Genomic DNA, 17,552 nt, shown 5'->3' with positions numbered 1-17,552 from the left:
GGCGGGCACATGCAGGTTGGAAGACCGGCACAAAGGAACCGGCAGGGCCGAAGCCCTCCCGCATGGCCCGCCCATAGAGGTGCCATGCTGCGCGCATCGACAGAAAAAGCCGCGTGAACGGTTTCCAGGCGGCTGCGCGCCTTTGTGATCCGGGCTTCCAAACCCGTGCGCCGGTTGTCTACCAGCGCACGGCCATTATAAGCCCGGAGGGTGGAAATCAGAAGTTCGCGCGGCATCACGATTTTTTCTCCGAAGCGCGCAGGCGACGCAGCGCGCGCACGAACTCGACGTGCATGGCGCGCGTGAGCGCGTGACATTCGGCGATCAGCAGCGCGCGGCGCTCCGGCGTCTGGGCGGCGGCCAGGCGCGGCGCGGTCTGATCGACCATGCGCTCGACGGACGCCCGCAGGGCCAGGCCCAGGCCGTAGGCCTCGCGGCGCACGGACGGCAGCGGGTAGCGCATGTGCCGGCGCAAGGCCATTTCCAGCTTGATCGTTTCGTTTTCAAAGCGCAGGGTCAGCGCCTTGTAGTGGGTGCGATCCGCGCTGCCCGCATCGGGGGCCGGTTGCGCGTAGGGTTGCGTGTGCAACTCGCCCGCAACTGCCCCCGGCAACGGGCCAGAATCGGCCGCTGTGGCGCTGGCGGCGGCGCTGTAGGGGGTGGATACGTCCGGGATGGCCTGGCCGCGCTGTTCGGCGAAACGCTCCGCGACATCTGGGCGCCCCCCCTGCGTGGCGTGCCAGCGCGCAAGACTGGCCTCGACGTTCACCTCGCCACCCTCCATGACCAGGCGACCGGCCTGGGCAGCGCGGGTGATCGTGGATTTATTGACGCCGAGGCGGCGGGCAAAAGCGGCTTTCGATTCCAGGGTCATGACAGAACCCCGCCGAAATCGACAGCCTCAAACCTTATTACCCCACTTATTACTGATCTTGTTACCCCTAAAATCTTTTCAAGCAAGACTAATACTATTGTTACGCCTATGACGGGGTTACGCGCCTCATGTGAGGTACACATGCACGCGCCGCATTCCAGTTTCACGTTACGCGTGCGCACGAACGGGGTCACAGGCGTCATATAAGTCATATCCCCGCATGGTGCGATTTTGACGGGGTAATAACGGGTAACAAGGCGTACTATCACAGGCCGCCTCCCATTGCGTTGTTGAAGGCGAAAAAACATTCAGTGAGCCAGCGCCCGCGCGTCTTCGACCCATCGCCATCGCTGATGACGGTGGCGCCGGCGGCCTGGGCCTCGGCGGTCGCCTCCGGGCTGGGTATGACCATCTTGCGGCTCTTGTAGCTAGTGCTGTTCAGGTTCTCCAGCGTGGACACCGGCTTACCCGCCTGCCAGCCTGGCAAGCGCCCGACGTACCCGATGAACTGCGTTTCATCGCGTGGACGCACGACGCCCGTCAGGCCGCACCATTTCTTGTACACGGTGTACAGGTGCCGCCCCAGGCAGGGGCAGAACGGCATCGGCCCCTTGTTCTCGTCGACCTCAAGCTGCCCGGCCTGCCACTCGCGCACGAACACGGCCTCCGAAGGCAGCGACAGGTCGATGAGCTTCTGCTTCGACTCCGTCATCGGCGGGCGCTTCTTCGGGTGGAAATCGTCCAGATCCAGGGCCATCAGGAAGTGGTAGAACGCCTCGACGCCGCCGCGCTCGAGTTCGATCTGGACGGCGTCATAGAATGACTCTGACAGCGCCGGCGGCGTGTAGACCACCAGGTGGCGTCGGTCGTCGTTATCGATGGGCAGGGGCTGGCCCTCGTTCGACAGGTACACGATGTTGACGTGGTTGCGCTGCCGGTAGGCCGCCACGTTTTTCGGGTTGACGCGAATCCACTCGCCGGTGACAAGCTCTTTCAACTCGTTTTTGATGTGCCACATTTCGGCGCGCGTCACGACTTCCTCGGCCAGCAGGAACAACTTGCTGTCCACCCAATCGGCATTGAACCGATCCTCCAGCCCGCGCTGGTTCAGCACCGTGGCGTAGTCGCCATAAATCTTTGCCAGCGTCTGGAACACGGTCGATTTGCCGGTGCCCTGGGGGCCGTGCATGATGATCGCGCTGCCCATCTTCGCGCCGGGGTTCTGCAGCGGGTACGCCATCCAGCGCAGCATCCACTGGTAGACGTCGTCGGCATTGCTCTCGCCGCTGCACAGGTAGTGCAGCAGATCCAGCAGTTCGCGGCACGACCCGTCGCGCGGCGTCATCGGCCAGCCGCGCCAGGTGTTGAGGGCCACGCCATCGTCGCAGCCCGCCGGATCGAAGCCGATCTGGTCGATGAAGTAGGCCCCGCGCTCGACCCACAGCGGGTGGCGCTTGATATCGTCGGCACGCACGCCGGCGGGCAGCAGCGCGACCATCTGCGCACGCCGCGCTATACGGTTCGTCCAGAGGTCGAACACGGTGTCGCCCGTGCCATCGTCGACCGGCACGAAGCGCTCGACCAGGTCATCAAGCTGCATGACGGCTTCGGCCCGGCGCTTGCCTCTTTCCCCTTCCCCCTTGCTGGGTTCCAGGCTCACGCGCAGCCTTCCCATATGACCACCGCCGGCGTGTCCGCCGCCCGGAGGAAATCCAGCAGCGGTGCAGGCCGCCTCGATCTGGACGCGCACCATCTGCAGGCCGCCGGCCGGGAAATGCATCAGGTCGTTAAAGTCGGTCAGCTTTTCGCCCTTGCGGTCACCGGGGAACTCGGGCTTGACCCACGACCCCCTGACAGCGGTGGCCGCGTTCATCGCGGCCTCCACGCCAAGGTTCTCCAGGTTGCCGTGGTTATCTTTCCTCAGATAGTCGTCATCGGCGCAGATGATGATGTGCGCCTTGGGGTAGGTTTTGCGCAGCGCCTGGCACACCGGCATCAGGTTGCCTGCATCCCAGGCCACTACCGTGCATAGCCCGGTGGCTTCATAAATCGTGGCGCAGGTGGCATAACCCTCGCCCACCAGGATGACAAAACCCGGCGTGCCGATCATGTGGTAGTGACCCTGCTTGGCAAAGCCCTTGGGCCAGTACTCCTTTTCCAGCTTCCTGCCCCGGTCGGCACCACGCACAATCTGCAGGCCCCATATTTTCCCCGTATCGTCGCTGATCGGGATGGCGATGGTGCCGTTGCCGGAGGGCGACCAGCGCACTCCGTGCGCGCCCACGCCCTTGCGCTGCAGGTAGGATGACGGCTTGTCGCTGGTGGTTGTGTACCTCGCCCAGGCGGCGGCGGCCCGCTGGGCGACCCGCTCCTGCTCTGCAATGCGTATGGCCTTTGCCCGCTTGACGTTTTCCGCGTGCCGCGCCCGCATGGCTGCGGCCTGCTCGGCGCTCATGCGCACGCCGGATCGGCTTAGGCGGATTTTCTGTTTGCCGGAATCCGTGCCGCGAAACACGCCATAGCTGCCCACGATGTAGCTCTCTTTGTGGGTGCTTCCGTCTGGCTGCGTTTCATCCAGCAGGATCTCGTTCAGCCAGTACCAGCCACGCCGCTCAAGGTCGCCGTTCAACTCGCGGCAGCGGATGGGGCTGGCGGTGCCTACGTCGAACTTTTCAATATCAACATCCAGGCCAGCGGCCCGAAGCTGCGAGAGCACGTCGTCGTAATTCTTCCAGTTCATACGACGGCCCCCAGGGGGTTGCCTATGTGGCAGGCCCGCAGCCTAGCGATTTCTCGCGGGTGCGCGCCCCCGCAAGGCCAGGAATCCGCCAGGGTCCCCGCCTTGGTTGCGAAAAAACAACGAACCCGACCGAAGCGCAACCCTCCCCGCAACGCAACCGCGCGGCCTGCTGCTCTCCCTGGGGGAACGGGGATCACCCCGGCGCACGCGGGCGTGAAAAAAAGCAGGCGGGCGACCGGCTGCTGCATCATGGGCGCGTCCTGCCATCGCGGCAGAAGCCGCACAGGCCGCCGACCAGGCGGACGAAGTACTCGCCACAGCGGTCGCACTCGCCCGGTTCGCCCTTGGGCATTGCGGCGGCGGCGCGGCGGGTGGCGTCCAGAGCGGCGTCGCGGGCCTGCTGTTCGCGCTCGCTTGCGCGGTCGAATTCGTCAGCCATCAGACGTCTCCAGGCCCGACGACCAAGCGGCCGCACGGCAGGCGGTACGGGTTCTCGCGGGTGTTGTGGTTGGGCTGGGCATTCCGCGCCTTACGGCCTTCGGACCGCTGCGCAGGACGGACGGAGCGCGGGGCGGGTTTCGCGGTGGGTTTCATGCGGCCTGCCCCTCCGAGATCTGCGCATCCAGGTGGGCGAGCAGGTTCTGGCCGACGTCGACGGCCTCGGCCATCTCGCGGCGCGCGTCCAGTAGTGCGGCCCGATCTGCCGTGCCCAGCAGGTTCGTGGTTGCGGCGGCCGCCTCGCTTTGCTCCCGGATCAGCGTCGCCACCATGCTGGCCGATACGGCTGAGACGCCGCGCCCGTCGCCGAGGGAGCGGGCCGCAAAGCCCAGGGGCAACAGAATTCGATCCAGTGCCCGTCGACGCACGTCCTCTGGCAGGCCCGCCAGCACCGAAACCAGGAAATTCGCTGGCAGCAGTACGCCGTCTTTGGTGGCATCGTCCAGCCAGCGGAAGATCCGGTCGGCGTTCACCTTTGTGCGCTCGAACGCATCCACCGTCTTCGGCTCGAAGCGGATGCCGGTGGTTACGTCGGCGCCCAGGTTTTCGTGCGCGTCGACAATGCTTGCCGCCACGGTCTCGCGCGACAGACGCGCGCCACGTCGGTAATCGGTGATCTCGTCGCGCAGGATCGTGATCGTGGTTTGCGACATGCTACGCATGACTCGCCCCCTTCATGCCCGCACAATGGGGCAACGTCAGAAAAAGAGAGGTGGAATATGAAACGCGCACCATCACCGCTCCGCCGGGAGCGAGTCGCACGCAGCCGCGCGATCAGACGGCGCGGACTGGAACGCTTCGGGGTGCAGTAGGCGCAGGTACATGCGCCGCGCCTGCGGGATTCCTTTCCTTTTCCATCCCGACACGGACGGAATCTTGATGTCGCACATGCGAGCAACGGCGGTGGTTCCGCCCAGGCTCTCGATGATCGCGGAATCCGGGTGGTCGGTCAGTAGCTTCCTGCTCATGTTTGGCCTCCAGGGTCTTAACAGCGCCTATTTAGCCATAGCTATCGAGAAAAAGCAAGCCACAGCTAATCATTAAATTGTTAGGATTGCCTAATATGTCTACACTCTCCGAACGGTTCGCCGAACTCTTTGCCGAGCGCCCAGAGGCCAGGCCCGTCGACCTTGCGCGGTTCTGCAGCGTGAGGCCGCCGTCCGTGAACGGCTGGCTGTCGGGGAAAACAAAGCAACTCGAAGCCTCGAACGCAATCCGGGCGGCCGCCTTCTTTCGTGTCCACACATGGTGGCTGGCCACCGGCGAGGGGCCGAAGCGCCTGAAGGACGGCGAGATCGACAGCCACCAGCCTCACGTCCAGGGGCGCGCGAATGGCTGGCCGTTTTCCGCCTCGTATGAGTCCTACACCAAGCTGTCGACGGCCGAGAAAAAAGCCCTCGATAAGGTGGTCTCGGGCTTTATCGTCGGCGCGGGCCACGGCGCGTAACCCTTATTCCGCAGGCTTGGCGCGCCGCACGCGGCGCCGGTCGTAGGTTTTGCGGATCATCCGCTCGGACGTGTGCAGCGTCGCCTCCATCACATCCTTGTCGCCGCGCGCCAGCTTGTCGGATACGCCCTTCGGGCGGCAGTCCTGCAGGCTGAATGGCTTGAATGGGATACCCTCTTTCGTGGCCACCTCGACGCATTCCACCATGAGCCTTGAAAGAGTGCTTTTCCAGCCGCCCTTTGTGTATCGCTCGCCCCGCAAGTTTCCGAACACATACCAGTCGCCGGCAAGGTCGTAGCGCTTGATAGCCAGGGCATCGTCGATGGTGGCGCGCAATTCTGGACTCCATTCGATGATGCCGACCCTCGGCACGGCGCCGCGCCGGCGCTTTGCCGCCGTCCACTCGATGCCCGCGTCCGTGATCTGTGGGCGGGTGAGTGCGCGCACCTCGACGGATCGCTTCAAGCACAGCCAGGCGGTCTTCAGGGCCAGTGCGACGATCAACTGCGGGCCGCCCATTTTCCTGCCCACGCGCTCGGCCAGCGCGATCTCGGCATCAGTCACCAGACGGTCGTATGTAGCTGTCTCGTTTTTCTCGACACCATCGAACGAGTTGATGGGGATCAGGCCCAGGCGCACCCCATACTCCAGGATGCGCCGCATCAGCGAGATTTCCTTGTTGCCCTTCTCGGCCCTGTTTGCCGTGACGCACGCGTCCAGGTAGGCATAGGCATCCGTCTTGGTGAGGTCGCGCACCGGCATGTGCCCGAAGGCCTTACGCAGGCGCACGATCTCGCGCTTGTTCTCGGACAACGTGGACTCTGCACGCCGCTGCGGGCTGCTCATCGGCAGCGACTCCTGCCACTCCAGCCAGACGGTGATCAGGGCGTCGACGGAGTCGTCGGCTGGGCGTCCCAGGCCAATCTCTCCGGCGCGCCGGATGGCTTCGGCGCGGATCTCCGCCATCTTCGCCCGATCCTTCACCGGGCACTTCAATCGGAACGCCCAGCGGCCATCTGGCAGCTTGTAGCCGATTGAATAGGTGATGGTGCCCTTGCGCTCGTAGACGCGGTACGGCAAGCCATCCTGGTGGGCGCGCTGGCGGCTCATCGCGCAGTGAGAAAATCAAGGCGCGGGCCGTTGCGGCGCGGCGTGTTCGACTTGCCCGACATGCGCGCCTCGAAGTGCTGGCGAGACACGCGCGGGATTTCCCCCCGGCGCGTGGCGGGTTCATACACCCAATGCCTCTGCTCGAGCCAGTCGGCCATGCGCGCGGGCTGCTTCGTGCCCGTCAATTCCTCAAGCTGCGCGCGAGTCAGCAAAATTCCGGTTTCAGGCATGGCGCGCCGCCCTTCTGGTCGTGGCGGACACTTCGCTGGCTGCTGCCTCCATCGTGTTGATGATCTCGGTGAGACGATCCGCCAGGTCGTCGCTGATGGGCATGTCGCCGTGCTCGGCGATCAGTTCGTCCAGGGTGATGACTGCACGCTTGGCAACGCGGGCCAGCCGGTCGGCGCTGCCGATCATGCGCGACACCACCGGGGAGTTGACGGCGCGGGGGTGGCGGCCCGTATCAATAAGGTCTTCGATTGACATAGTGATTTCTCCGAGGGGCGTGCGCGTCAGGCGACGCGATCCATGAAAAGGGCTTCGTGGCGGAAATTGGCCGCGATCAGGGCCTGGGCCTGGGCGGGCGACACGCTGTTGCCGCACATGCGAATCTGGGCGGTGATGGAAAGCGGGATTCTGGGCAGCAGGCGCGGGTCGCCCGGCACTTGGACACCATCGCGGAATAGCAGCTTCGGATCAGGGATCTCGTCGATGATGTAGCTGTCCGGAAAGGACTGCGCGCGATAAAGCTCGCGGGCCTTGAGCATTCGGAGCGTGATATCGACCAGCACCCACCAGACGCCGCCATAGGCCATCAGCACCATTTCTGCCGGCGCTGCGAAGTGATCGGGCAGGTGATCGTGCAGCAGCGCAGCGCAGGCGCGCGCCTTGGCGCGATGTTTTGGCAACAGGCTGTCGGCGGGGATCTGCACCACCTGCACCAGGCCCATGCGGCCCTTTGTGGGCAGGGTATGCATCGGCTCACCTATGCCCTGCCACTGCCCGCCTGAACTGTAGTACTTCACCAGGTAGGCCGTGATCAGGCGCTGATTGCTGCCACTGGACGTAATCGTGGACAGTGGCGCGCCGGCGGCGCGCCCGTCGCCGTCGTAGAATCCGCCGTTCGCTTGTTCGAAGAACGCTGCCGTGAGGGCGCTGGGCGAACTGCTGGCCGTAACCGAGTTCAGCGGCGTCTCGAGCGACCGCACGCCGCTGCTCCAGCGCCTGGCGCCCGTGCTGCAGGACTCACCATGACCCATATCCACCAGGTTGGCGACCACAAGGGCCTGCTCGCCTCGATGCGCGCCCGTCACGGTCGGAAGCGGCTCTGCCGGCGTAGATCCGGCCCGGTCGCCGTGATGCGTCAGGTGGGCGAGGTGTGCTGCCACCAAAGCGTGATGCGTGCCGCCAGCCGACACCGTGGAAAGAGGCTGCGCGACGCTGTGTCCGCCCATGTGCCCTTCGCTGGTGCCACGCAAAGGGGCAAGCGCCGGGGCCACGACGCTGAAATGTCCGCCCTTGACCTGCGCGCAGATGGTACGCAGGGGTTCATCTGCCGGCATGGTGCGCTGGTTGCTCGCATTGGCATGCTCCGTCAGGTAAGGCGCCAAGACTGGCTGGGCCAGCATGTGGTGCCCGCCGGTCGTGACGGTCGACATCGGCTGATCGACACCAGCCCCGGAATGCCCGGTGGTGTTCGTGACGATGTAGGGCCGTTGGCTGGTCAAGACGTGGCGCCACAGGCCCTTTGCGACGCGCCGTTGAGTATTGGCCGCCAGCGGCTTCTTGCGCTCGAAAATCGAGACGGCGGGCAGGTCGAAGTCGATGCATTCCGCCGCCGTGCGAAACGGTGCGAGCAGCCCAGCCAGCACACGCCGGTCGGCGGGTTCCGCGTGCGTGGCGTCGGGCCAGGTGATCGGTAGGCCGTCGCGGCGGGCAACCAGAAACAGGCGCTTGCGGATCGTGGGCGCGCCGTTGTCGCAGGCCCGCAACTCGCGCCAGTCGACAGCGTAGCCATGCTGGCGGATCTGCCGGACGAAGCTGCGAAACGTCTGTCCCTTCCGGGCGGGGTCTGGGCGCAGCGCGCCATCTCGGTCGGCGATCACCGGCCCCCAGGTCTGGAATTCCTCGACGTTCTCCAGCATGATGACGCGCGGGCGGCACAGCGCTGCCCAGCGCATGGCGATCCAGGCCAGGCCCCTGATTTCCTTGGATACAGGCGTGCCGCCCTTGGCCTTGCTGAAGTGCTTGCAATCGGGCGAGAGCCAGACCAGGCCAACCGGCTGATTGCGCGTCACCTTGATCGGGTCAACGTCCCACACGGACTCGCACAGGTGGCGGGTGTACGGATGGTTGAGCGCGTGCATGGCAAGCGCCTCGGGGTCATGGTTGATCGCAATATCGACGGGCCTGCCGAAGGCCGCCTCGAGGCCGGTGCTGGTGCCTCCGCCGCCGGCGAAGTTGTCGATGATGAGTTCTCCCGGAAACGGCAGGGCGATCTGGCTCTGGTCTTTCATGGCTCTCTTTTTTGGGTTGTGGCGCGCAATCGGCGCAGGCGCTGCATGGCGGCGTACAGGACGGACACGTCCAGGCGGCCGAGCAGGGTATCTATGGTTCTGACGCCCACGCGGATGGGCAAAATTTCGTGGTCGGCGGGAGGCTTGCCGGACATGACCCGGCTCATCGCCTGGTTCAGCGCAGCGGCGCCGCCTGTGATGAGGCGCGCCTCATGGCTGTGCTTTGCATCGTGCTCGAGCGCAAGCTGCACCACGTTGAAAACGCCGGCGAGGTTGTCGAATGGATCAACGCCGGGGGTGTGCTCCAGGCTCCAGAGCGACGTGTAAAGCAGCATGGCGAACTCATCGCGCAGGGCGCGCGTGACGGGGATGCGCACGGGGCGTGGTATGCGGCGTTTCGATTTCATGATCAGTCGTCCCTGTCGCCCGCAGCAACACGCTTCACATCGATGACTGGCGCGGCGGCGACGCTTCTGGTCTGGGCGACTTCCGGCACCCGGCGCTCGTTGCGGCCACGGACGAGACCCGGATCGACGGCCATGACCTCCGCCGTGATTTCCAGGCAGCGGGCCAGGGCCGGGGAGCGCAGCGCATCGTCGAGCGATATATCCAGCCGCGCGGCGGCGCGCGCGTGCTCAAGCTGTTCGTCCGTAAAGGGCCGGGCCGGGCTGTCCTTTTTCACGCAGCCTCCGGCATGTTGCGCTCGCGCATGACGCGCCGCGACGCCATGTGAAACAGGCAGGCTCCGGTGAGCATGTCGGAGGCCATGGACTGGTCACCATCAGCCAACGACAGGAACAGGTCGCGCTGGCCGCCGTAGTTTGCGACGATCAGCTTTTCCAGCAGCACGTTGAAGGCGATCAGGTCGTCGTCGGACAGAAAGACCTCAACGTGCGCGGCGCCTCGGGCGGGACTCACTGCATCTCTCCGGCAATGCGCCAGCTTGCCCGCCAGGACAAGCGCAGAGCGCGATCTCGGTACAATCTGACCGCCACGCGGGCACGGCTCATCAGGCCGCACATGACGCAACCTCCGGCAGCATGATGATGATCGCCGTCACGGGGTCGGTGGCGATTACGGTGACGTCCAGCCCCTGACCGCGCACGCGGTACAGACGGCCTGGGATGATGGGGGTGGCGGACATGGCGGCTCCTGTTCAGAGAGCGGCCCGCTCGGCGGGCGCGCCCGATTGCATGACGCAAAAAACTTGATGCCTTACACCTTTGCGAGGCGGCCGCCGACATTCGTGCTGGAGCCCGACGCGGCGTTGCTGACGTACAAGCAGAACAGCCCGCAGATCGCGCCGCTGCTCCAATTCCCGCCGTGGTAGGCCACCTCGCCGTCCGGCCAGGCCCAGAAATAGTCGCCGAAGCCTGAATCCCCCTGGGCGTCGCGCGTCTTTTTCGGCAGGAACACGGCCCCCAGATCGAAGTCGGCGCCGGCCTTTCGCTGACGACGGTGGAACCAGTCGTTCTCGGGCGCAGCAATGCCGGTGTCGATCAAATCCTGCCGTCCGGCCTTGTCCCAGATCCGCCATTCGCGGTCGCCGTTCGTCTGCAGGCCTTGCAGCATCTGCCACACGTTGCCCCACAGGCCCGTGATCCCGCGATACGCGGCCTGGGCGACCAACTCATCGTCGACGGCGCGCACGCCGTCTCCATCCACATAGCCAGCGCCCACAACCGACGCCAGGTCAGGCGTGCCGTGCTCAATCAGGGCCAGGATCTGGATCGCCGCCAACTGATAGATGCTCCAGAGCATCCAGCCGTCGCCATTGCGCGCGGCGGCGCTTTTAATGTCGTCGAAATCGATGTTGGTGAATGGCTTGCGACCTGGCTTTGATGCCAGGCGCCCCTGATCCTCGACGCCCTGGTACTTCCCGATCCAGAACTCGTCGATGGGCGCGCCGAGGTGCATGAATGCGGGGTGGCGTTCAAAGCCGTTGGCCGGGGTCGGGCTGATCCACAGCGCCTTTTTCCCAGCGAGATCACCGTCGACGATAGTGCCGTGGCGGTAATAGAAAGCTGGGACGCGCACCATGGACTGGCCGTTGATTTCCTCTTCCGTGATGCCGGAGAAGATCGGATGATCGTTGAACTGGTGCCGCGAGGGCGACAGGACGCTGCCGTCCTCGTCGATGCGCTTCCACTTTTTATCGTGGTGCTTGCCGAAGGCGATGCCGATGATGGACATGGAGAAACTCCTCTGGATGCGATGGGCTGGCATGGCCAGCCGAGGCCGAATGGCCCCGCTCATGTCCCCGCGCCAGCAGAGACAGGGTGCGGGATCACTCGGCTTCGTTGAAGGCGGCGTCGGTGGCGATTTTCAGGGCGCCCTCGATGCGATCCAGATCCCCGACATGCCCCCAGTTGATCTGATCGGGGTCAGCACCAAAGTGGTTGTCGGCGGCGGCCTGCAGGCGGGCCAATTGAGCTTGGATACGGGCAACCGACGCGGCGAACAGGTCGGCGGCGGTGGAAGCGGTGGTGGTGGTCATATTTCCTCTCGAATAGGTGTGGCTTCAAGAGGATTATTAGCCATGACTAATGTTAAGTCAATAGCCAACACTAATTAGCCATCGCTAATTTACATCTTTTTTTTGGAATTGAACCGCGCAAACCCGCATGAACTGGTACAGTATTTGCGTCTTTTTGGAATTGAAAATGGCCGAAAACCCGCATGTTTGCTAGGTTCCGGCATCGGCCTGTCACGCCGGGGGTCGCGGGTTCGAGCCCCGTCCGCTCCGCCACAAGATTCCACGAAGCCCTGCCGGCCCACGCCGGCAGGGCTTTCGTCCTTTGCGGCCCGCCGGTCCGGCCGCGCGGAACCAAAACCCCGATATCCGCCCGTGGATTCCGGTTGTTAGCGTGTTGTCCTTTTTCTCTCATCCGGTAACATGCCAGAGGATGGCGCCCCGGGCCGCACATCGGCCCGACGTCGCCGCCGTTCATCTGACAGGGAAGGCATGAGCCCTCACACATCGCGCGCGGCATGGCCGGCGGTCCGATCCTCCTTCGGACCGGGGACGGCGTCAGCCGTCTTCTTCCTGTTCATGCTGGTCTTCGTGCTGGGCAATGCCGCCGCCGTGCATTCCCTGCTGTCGCGCTACGAGAGCGCGCTCGACCAGGCCGTCACCCTGGACCGCATGCGCGTCTCCAGCCAGCAACTGGCGGTCCGGGCGATGCGCCTGTCGGATGGCGCCTTGGTGCAGGCCGGGCAGCTCAGCCAGGAAATGGACCTCATGGACCGCGCCTTGCAGGCCCTGGACCAGGGCGGTGTCATCGACGGCCGCGAGGTTCCCGCCCTGGCGCAAGCCGCCGCGCGCGATTTCCTGCCCCGGATCCGGCGCGACTGGGCCACCCTGCGCGGCCGGGTGCAGACCGTGCTGCTGGGCACCTACGTGCGCGACGAACGCGCGGCCGAGGCGCAGGAACTGCCGCAGGTCGTCCAGCGCCAGTGGGTGGCCGACGACGCCGAAACCCTGCTCGGCACGCTCGACGCCTGCGCCGATGTCCTGATGCCGCTGCTGCGCGAGGGCAAGGACCGCGCGCTGCTGGCGAGCGGCGGGCTGGCGCTGCTGGACCTGATCCTCCTGCTGGGCCTGTATCTGATGCTGCGCCGCCATCTGGTCCGGCCGCTGCGCGAACTGCGGATCGCGTGCCGCGAACTGGTCCAGGGGCATTACGACGTCCGGATCGGCTACCGGGGGCGGGGCGAGCTCGGCCAGGTGGCCCGGGATTTCAACGACGGCATCCGGCAGGTCCACGACCTGCTGGCCAAGATGCGCGAGGACCAGGCCGGCCTGCTGCGGGCCGACACCATCTTCCAGGGCCTGGCGTCGAACTCCATCGTGGGGATCTTCCTGGTCGAGAACGAGCGCTTCACCTTCGTCAGCCACAAGATGGCCGAGATCTTCGGCTACGAGCCGCGCGAGATGATCGACGCCATGACGCTGCTGAGCATCGTGGCCCCGCGCGAGCGCTTCCTGATGGCCGAATCGATCAAGGCCAGCCAGAGCCGCCGGGACGGCACGCTGCGCTTCGAGCGCCACGGCCGCCGCAAGGACGGTTCGGAGATCGACATCGAGGTGTTCAGCTCGACCGTGCGGGTGGGCGAGCAGGTCTCCATCATCGGCATCGTCCAGGACATCACCGAGCGCAAGCAGGCCGAATCCTCGGCCCAGCTGGCCGCCATCGCCTACGAGAACAGCAGCGAGGCCATCGCCATCACCGATTCGGCCGGGGTGGTCATCGACGTCAATCCCGCCTATTCGCGCATGACAGGCTTCTGGCCCGACGAGATCGCGGGCGAGCTGCTGCCCCTGCTGCGGCCCGGCCGCCACAACCGCGACTTCTACGACGACATGTGGCACGCCATCAACACCCAGGGGCGCTGGGAAGGCGAATACTGGGGCCAGCGCAAGTCGGGCGAGGACTACGCCGAGCGCGTCGTCATGGACACGGCCTGGAACCATGACGGCTCCGTCAATTGCCGGGTGGCGATGCTCAGCGACGTGACCCAGAAGAAGCAGATCGAAGCCCAGATCTGGAACCAGGCGCATCACGATCCCCTGACCGGCCTGCCGAACCGCCAGTATTTCAACGAGCGGCTGCGGGCCGCCGTCCAGTCCGCGGACCAGTCGGGGCAGTCCCTGGCGCTGCTGTTCCTGGATCTCGACCTGTTCAAGGAAATCAACGATTCCATGGGCCATGCGACGGGCGACCGGCTGCTGGTCGAGGTCGCCCGCCGCCTGCAGGCCTGTGCGGCCCCCGAGACCAGCTTCGTGGCGCGCCTCGGGGGGGACGAATTCGTCGTCCTCGTGGGCGATACGCCCGACAAGGCGCGGATCGACGCGCTGTGCCGGGCCATTCTCGACCGGATCACCGAACCCTACCGCCTGGGCGGCGATCCCCTGCGGATCTCGGCCAGCCTGGGGGTGGCCCTGTATCCCCAGGATGCCGAGGATGCCGAGGCCCTGATGCGCCACGTGGACATGGCGATGTACGTCGCCAAGGACTCGGGCCGCAACTGCTTCCATTATTTCGACCGGAGCATGCGCGAACGCGCGCGCATGCAGCGCGACCTGATGTACGCCCTGCCGCAGGCCATCGAGGACGGGCAGTTCTTCCTCCTGTTCCAGCCGATCCATGCCTTCCGGACGGGGCGCATCGTCCAGGCCGAGGTCCTGCTGCGCTGGCGGCATCCGGAATTCGGCGTGATCGCCCCGGCGGACTTCATTCCCTTCGCGGAGGAGCGCCTGCTGATCCGGCCGCTGGGCGACTGGGTGTTCCGCGAGTCGATCCGGCAACTGGCCCGCTGGCGCAGGGACCTGGCGCCGGACCTGCGCCTGACGATCAACGTCTCGCCCGGCCAGCTCGGCCTGGAGGACGCCGGGCTGGACGTCGCCTTCGGGCTGTTCGATGCGCTCGCCCTGTCTCCGGATTGCCTGGTGCTGGAACTCAGCGAGCACATGCTCATCGCCGAGGATCCCCAGGTGCGGGACCGGCTGCGGCGCCTGCATGATTCCGGGCTGCGCTTCAGCGTGGGGGCCGTGTCGATCGGCATGCCGGCCCTGCTGGCGGTGCACGAGCTGCCGTTCGAGACCCTCAAGCTGGAGCGCGCGACGACCGAGCGGCTGCTGGACGGCGAGCATGCCGCCATGGTCAGCGAAGCCATCATCACCCTGGCGCATCGGCTGGGCCTGCGGGTGACCGCCGAGGGCATCACCCGCCAGGCCCAGTACGAGTTGCTGCGCGACGCGGGCTGCGACGAAGGCCAGGGATACTGGTTCGACGAGCCCCTGGATCAGGAAGCGTTCGAGCGGCGGCTGCGGGAGCAGGCCGGGTAGCGGCGCGCCAGGGCGGCCAGCAGCAGGCCCAGCAGCGTCCAGGCCAGGATCGGCGCATTGCCCCAGCGCACGTAGGGCGTCAGCCCCCGGGTGCCCTGGACCTCGGCGTCCAGGACGCCCGGCCGGCCGGGATCGAGCGCGCCCAGCACCTGGCCGCGGGCGTCGATGAAGGCGGTGGCGCCGGTGTTGGTGGCGCGCACCACGGGGCGCGCGGTCTCCAGGGCCCGCATGCGGGCGATCCACAGGTGCTGCCGCAGCGCCCAGCCGTCGCCGAACCAGGCCAGGTTGCTCAGGTTGACCAGGATGCTGGCGCCCGGCGCGTCGGGACCGTCGGGCGCCACCGTGGCGGCGATCTCCTCGCCGAACGTGTCCTCGTAGCAGATGTCGACGGCCAGGAGCTGGCCGCCGACCGCCAGCGGCGGCTGGCGTTCCGTGCCCCGGTCGAAGTCGCCCAGGGGGATCCGCAGCGCGCGCACGAACCAGTGGAAGCCGGGGGGAATGAATTCGCCGAAGGGCACCAGGTGGCGCTTGTCGTAGTGCCAGGCGTGGCCGGCCCGGGGCGCGTCCGCATCCTGCGGGTGCAGGGCGATGGCGCCGTTGGTGTAGCGGTCGCCGGCCGGGGTGGCGACGTGCAGCGGCGCCCCCAGCACGAAGGTCGCGCGCATCGATTCGGCGGCGTCGCGCCATTGGTGCCAGACGGATTCGGGCACCTGGTCCTGGAAGACCGGCAGCACGGTTTCCGGCAGGATGACCACGGCGGGACGGTCCGCCTCGCTCTTGGGCGCCAGCGAGGCCAGGCGCTGGATGCGCGCCTGGGTGGGCAGGAACAGCTCGGGCTGGAACTTGTCGGACTGGGGCGTGGCCGGCTGGACCAGGCGCACCATCAGGGGTTCGCCCAGGGGGCGGGCCCAGTCGATGTGCCCCCAGGCGATGCCCAGCAGCCCGGCCAGCAGCGCCAGGCCCACCACGGCGGCCGCGCTGCGGTCGTAGGCGGTGTCCTTGGCGCGGGCCATCAGCGCGACGGCGGCGGCGGAAAACGCCGCCAGCCAGGCCAGCCCGTAGACCCCGGCGAACGGCGCCCAGGCGGCGAACATGCCCTCGGCGTGCGCGTAGCCGACGTTCAGCCAGGTGAAGCCCGTGAACAGCGTGCCGCGCAGCCATTCGGCCAGCGTCCAGGCCGAAGCCCAGGCGACGGCGTTCAGGATCTGGCGCGGCGCGCGCCGCTCGGGGTGCCCGTGGCCGGCGCACAGCCAGGCGGTCAGGGCGCAGGCGCCCGCCGCGTAGGCGGCCATGGCCGCCGCGAACAGCAGCAGGGCCGCGATGGCCAGCGGCAGGGACAGGCCCCCGTATTCGTGCATGCTGATGGTCAGCCAGTAGACGCCGACGCCGAACTGGGCCAGCCCGAACAGCCAGCCCAGGCCCGCCGCCCGGCGCGGGCCGGACGCCTGGAAGGTCAGGGCGGCCAGGACGGCCAGCGTGGCGATCTGCGCGAAGGGCAGGCTCCAGGCCGGCAGCGGACCGGGCGCGAAGCAGAGCGCCTGCAGGCCGCCGGCCAGCAGCGCCGCGCAGCGGCCGCGCCAGGGGCGGTGCGCGGCCGGCGCCCGGTCCCGCGGCGCGGACGTGGCCTCAGGCGGCATGTTCCGGGGCGGGCGAGGGCGGATCCAGCCGCTGGATGTGCAGCCAGCGCGCCCGCTTGCCGTCGGCCCCCACCACGGTGAAGGCCAGCCCGTGGCGTTCGAGGCGCTCGCCGCGGCGCGGGATGTGGCCCAGCTCGGCGGCCAGCCAGCCGTTGAGCGTGTCGGCGTCCTCGTCGGGCAACTGGACGCCGAAGGTTTCGTTGACGTCCTCGATCTCGGCGGTGCCCATCGCGCGCCAGCTGTTTTCGCCGGTACGGAAAATGGTCTTCTCGCCCTCGTCGTCGAACTCGTCCTCGATGTCGCCGACGATCTGTTCCAGCACGTCCTCCATGGTCACCAGGCCGCAGATGCCGCCGTGCTCGTCGATGACGATGGCCAGGTGGTTGCGGCTCACGCGGAACTCGTGCAGCAGTTCGTTCAGGCGCTTGGATTCGGGGATGAAGACGGGCGGGCGCACCAGGGCGCGGATGTCCAGCGCGTGGTCCGCCAGCGCCAGCAGCAGGTCCTTGGCGAGCAGCACGCCGATGATGTTGTCGCGGTCGCCTTCGTAGACGGGAAAGCGCGAGTGGCCGGTTTCGGTGATGGCCGGCATCAGTTCCGGCAGCGGCCGGGAAATGTCGAGCAGGTCCATGCGCGAGCGCGACACCATGATGTCGGCCACGGTCTTGTCCGCGACCGCCAGGGCCCCGGAGATCATGGCGTACGATTCCCCGTCGAGGACGGAGTGGTCATGGGCGGCTTCGAGGACGGCGCGGATGTCGTCGCGGTCCGCGGGCGGAGCGGGGCGCAGCAGGGCCTTGAAGCGGGAAAGAAGGGAACGTGCGGGCCGGGGAGGTCGAGGCTCCGGGTCGGAGGCGTGGGGGTCTGGCATTGTCCTGGGGA

The 17,552-nt window shown here is 66.6% G+C and carries 19 protein-coding genes; 2 read left to right on the top strand and 17 right to left on the bottom strand.

The genetic code is table 11. The features are described from left to right. Positions 1–235 precede the first annotated feature (235 nt). The 5 genes from ACFO27_RS06580 to ACFO27_RS06560 form a co-directional block, all read right to left on the bottom strand. Complete coding sequence (locus ACFO27_RS06580) at positions 236–874, bottom strand: hypothetical protein (RefSeq protein ID WP_376816616.1); 639 nt, start codon at positions 872–874, stop codon at positions 236–238. Positions 875–1,139: 265 nt separating this feature from the next. Further along, positions 1,140–3,614 carry a DUF5906 domain-containing protein gene (locus tag ACFO27_RS06575; RefSeq protein WP_376816615.1) on the bottom strand — a complete coding sequence of 825 codons (2,475 nt, stop codon included), beginning with the start codon at positions 3,612–3,614 and terminating at the stop codon, positions 1,140–1,142. 247 nt (positions 3,615–3,861) lie between these two features. Beyond that, positions 3,862–4,053, bottom strand: a complete 192-nt coding sequence (locus ACFO27_RS06570) for a conjugal transfer protein TraR (protein WP_376816614.1) — start codon at positions 4,051–4,053, stop codon at positions 3,862–3,864. Between the two features lie 151 nt (positions 4,054–4,204). Next, positions 4,205–4,765 carry a hypothetical protein gene (locus tag ACFO27_RS06565; protein WP_376816613.1) on the bottom strand — a complete coding sequence of 187 codons (561 nt, stop codon included), beginning with the start codon at positions 4,763–4,765 and terminating at the stop codon, positions 4,205–4,207. A gap of 81 nt (positions 4,766–4,846) precedes the next feature. Next, positions 4,847–5,080, bottom strand: coding sequence for a hypothetical protein (locus tag ACFO27_RS06560; protein WP_376816612.1), 234 nt, complete (start codon positions 5,078–5,080; stop codon positions 4,847–4,849). Between the two features lie 95 nt (positions 5,081–5,175). Here ACFO27_RS06560 and ACFO27_RS06555 point away from each other — a divergent pair, with 95 nt between their 5' ends. Next, complete coding sequence (locus tag ACFO27_RS06555) at positions 5,176–5,559, top strand: hypothetical protein (RefSeq protein ID WP_376816611.1); 384 nt, start codon at positions 5,176–5,178, stop codon at positions 5,557–5,559. A gap of 3 nt (positions 5,560–5,562) precedes the next feature. Here ACFO27_RS06555 and ACFO27_RS06550 read toward each other — a convergent pair whose 3' ends face one another. From ACFO27_RS06550 to ACFO27_RS06505, 10 genes are all read right to left on the bottom strand, one after another. Further along, complete coding sequence (locus ACFO27_RS06550; RefSeq protein ID WP_376816610.1) at positions 5,563–6,669, bottom strand: hypothetical protein; 1,107 nt, start codon at positions 6,667–6,669, stop codon at positions 5,563–5,565. Then, positions 6,666–6,899, bottom strand: a complete 234-nt coding sequence (locus ACFO27_RS06545; RefSeq protein WP_376816609.1) for a DUF4224 domain-containing protein — start codon at positions 6,897–6,899, stop codon at positions 6,666–6,668. Before ACFO27_RS06545 ends, ACFO27_RS06550 begins: the two co-directional genes overlap by 4 nt. Next, on the bottom strand, positions 6,892–7,155 hold the full coding sequence (locus ACFO27_RS06540; protein WP_376816608.1) for a hypothetical protein: 264 nt from the start codon (positions 7,153–7,155) through the stop codon (positions 6,892–6,894). The genes ACFO27_RS06545 and ACFO27_RS06540 overlap by 8 nt, the downstream gene beginning before the upstream one ends. A 26-nt stretch (positions 7,156–7,181) precedes the next feature. Next, positions 7,182–9,185 carry a DNA cytosine methyltransferase gene (locus ACFO27_RS06535; protein WP_376816607.1) on the bottom strand — a complete coding sequence of 668 codons (2,004 nt, stop codon included), beginning with the start codon at positions 9,183–9,185 and terminating at the stop codon, positions 7,182–7,184. Continuing rightward, on the bottom strand, positions 9,182–9,592 hold the full coding sequence (locus tag ACFO27_RS06530) for a hypothetical protein (protein WP_376816606.1): 411 nt from the start codon (positions 9,590–9,592) through the stop codon (positions 9,182–9,184). Before ACFO27_RS06530 ends, ACFO27_RS06535 begins: the two co-directional genes overlap by 4 nt. A 2-nt stretch (positions 9,593–9,594) precedes the next feature. After that, positions 9,595–9,867, bottom strand: a complete 273-nt coding sequence (locus ACFO27_RS06525; protein WP_376816605.1) for a hypothetical protein — start codon at positions 9,865–9,867, stop codon at positions 9,595–9,597. Then, positions 9,864–10,103, bottom strand: coding sequence for a hypothetical protein (locus ACFO27_RS06520; RefSeq protein WP_376816604.1), 240 nt, complete (start codon positions 10,101–10,103; stop codon positions 9,864–9,866). Before ACFO27_RS06520 ends, ACFO27_RS06525 begins: the two co-directional genes overlap by 4 nt. Positions 10,104–10,194: 91 nt before the next feature. Next, positions 10,195–10,329 carry a hypothetical protein gene (locus ACFO27_RS06515; RefSeq protein ID WP_376816603.1) on the bottom strand — a complete coding sequence of 45 codons (135 nt, stop codon included), beginning with the start codon at positions 10,327–10,329 and terminating at the stop codon, positions 10,195–10,197. 71 nt (positions 10,330–10,400) lie between these two features. Further along, positions 10,401–11,378, bottom strand: coding sequence for a hypothetical protein (locus tag ACFO27_RS06510; RefSeq protein ID WP_376816602.1), 978 nt, complete (start codon positions 11,376–11,378; stop codon positions 10,401–10,403). A gap of 94 nt (positions 11,379–11,472) precedes the next feature. Then, the gene (locus ACFO27_RS06505) at positions 11,473–11,682 is read right to left on the bottom strand and encodes a hypothetical protein (protein ID WP_376816601.1); all 210 of its coding nucleotides are present in this window, start codon (positions 11,680–11,682) and stop codon (positions 11,473–11,475) included. Positions 11,683–12,150: 468 nt separating this feature from the next. On the opposite strand from ACFO27_RS06505, the gene ACFO27_RS06500 reads away from it, so the two are divergent. Beyond that, a complete protein-coding gene (locus ACFO27_RS06500) occupies positions 12,151–15,033 on the top strand; it encodes a bifunctional diguanylate cyclase/phosphodiesterase (protein WP_376816600.1) in 2,883 nt (960 codons plus the stop codon). Here the strand turns inward: ACFO27_RS06500 and lnt are convergent. Both lnt and ACFO27_RS06490 read right to left on the bottom strand, forming a co-directional pair. After that, a complete protein-coding gene (gene lnt / locus ACFO27_RS06495) occupies positions 14,991–16,670 on the bottom strand; it encodes an apolipoprotein N-acyltransferase (RefSeq protein ID WP_376816599.1) in 1,680 nt (559 codons plus the stop codon). The genes ACFO27_RS06500 and lnt overlap by 43 nt on opposite strands. Next, a complete protein-coding gene (locus tag ACFO27_RS06490; RefSeq protein ID WP_376816598.1) occupies positions 16,660–17,541 on the bottom strand; it encodes an HlyC/CorC family transporter in 882 nt (293 codons plus the stop codon). The genes lnt and ACFO27_RS06490 overlap by 11 nt, the downstream gene beginning before the upstream one ends. Between the last annotated feature and the right edge of the window lie 11 nt (positions 17,542–17,552).

The organism is Castellaniella denitrificans (assembly GCF_042653765.1).
Taxonomy (GTDB): domain Bacteria; phylum Pseudomonadota; class Gammaproteobacteria; order Burkholderiales; family Burkholderiaceae_B; genus Castellaniella; species Castellaniella denitrificans.
The sequence above is the reverse complement of the archived record's forward strand: the minus strand, read 5'-3'. Positions and strand labels throughout refer to the sequence as shown.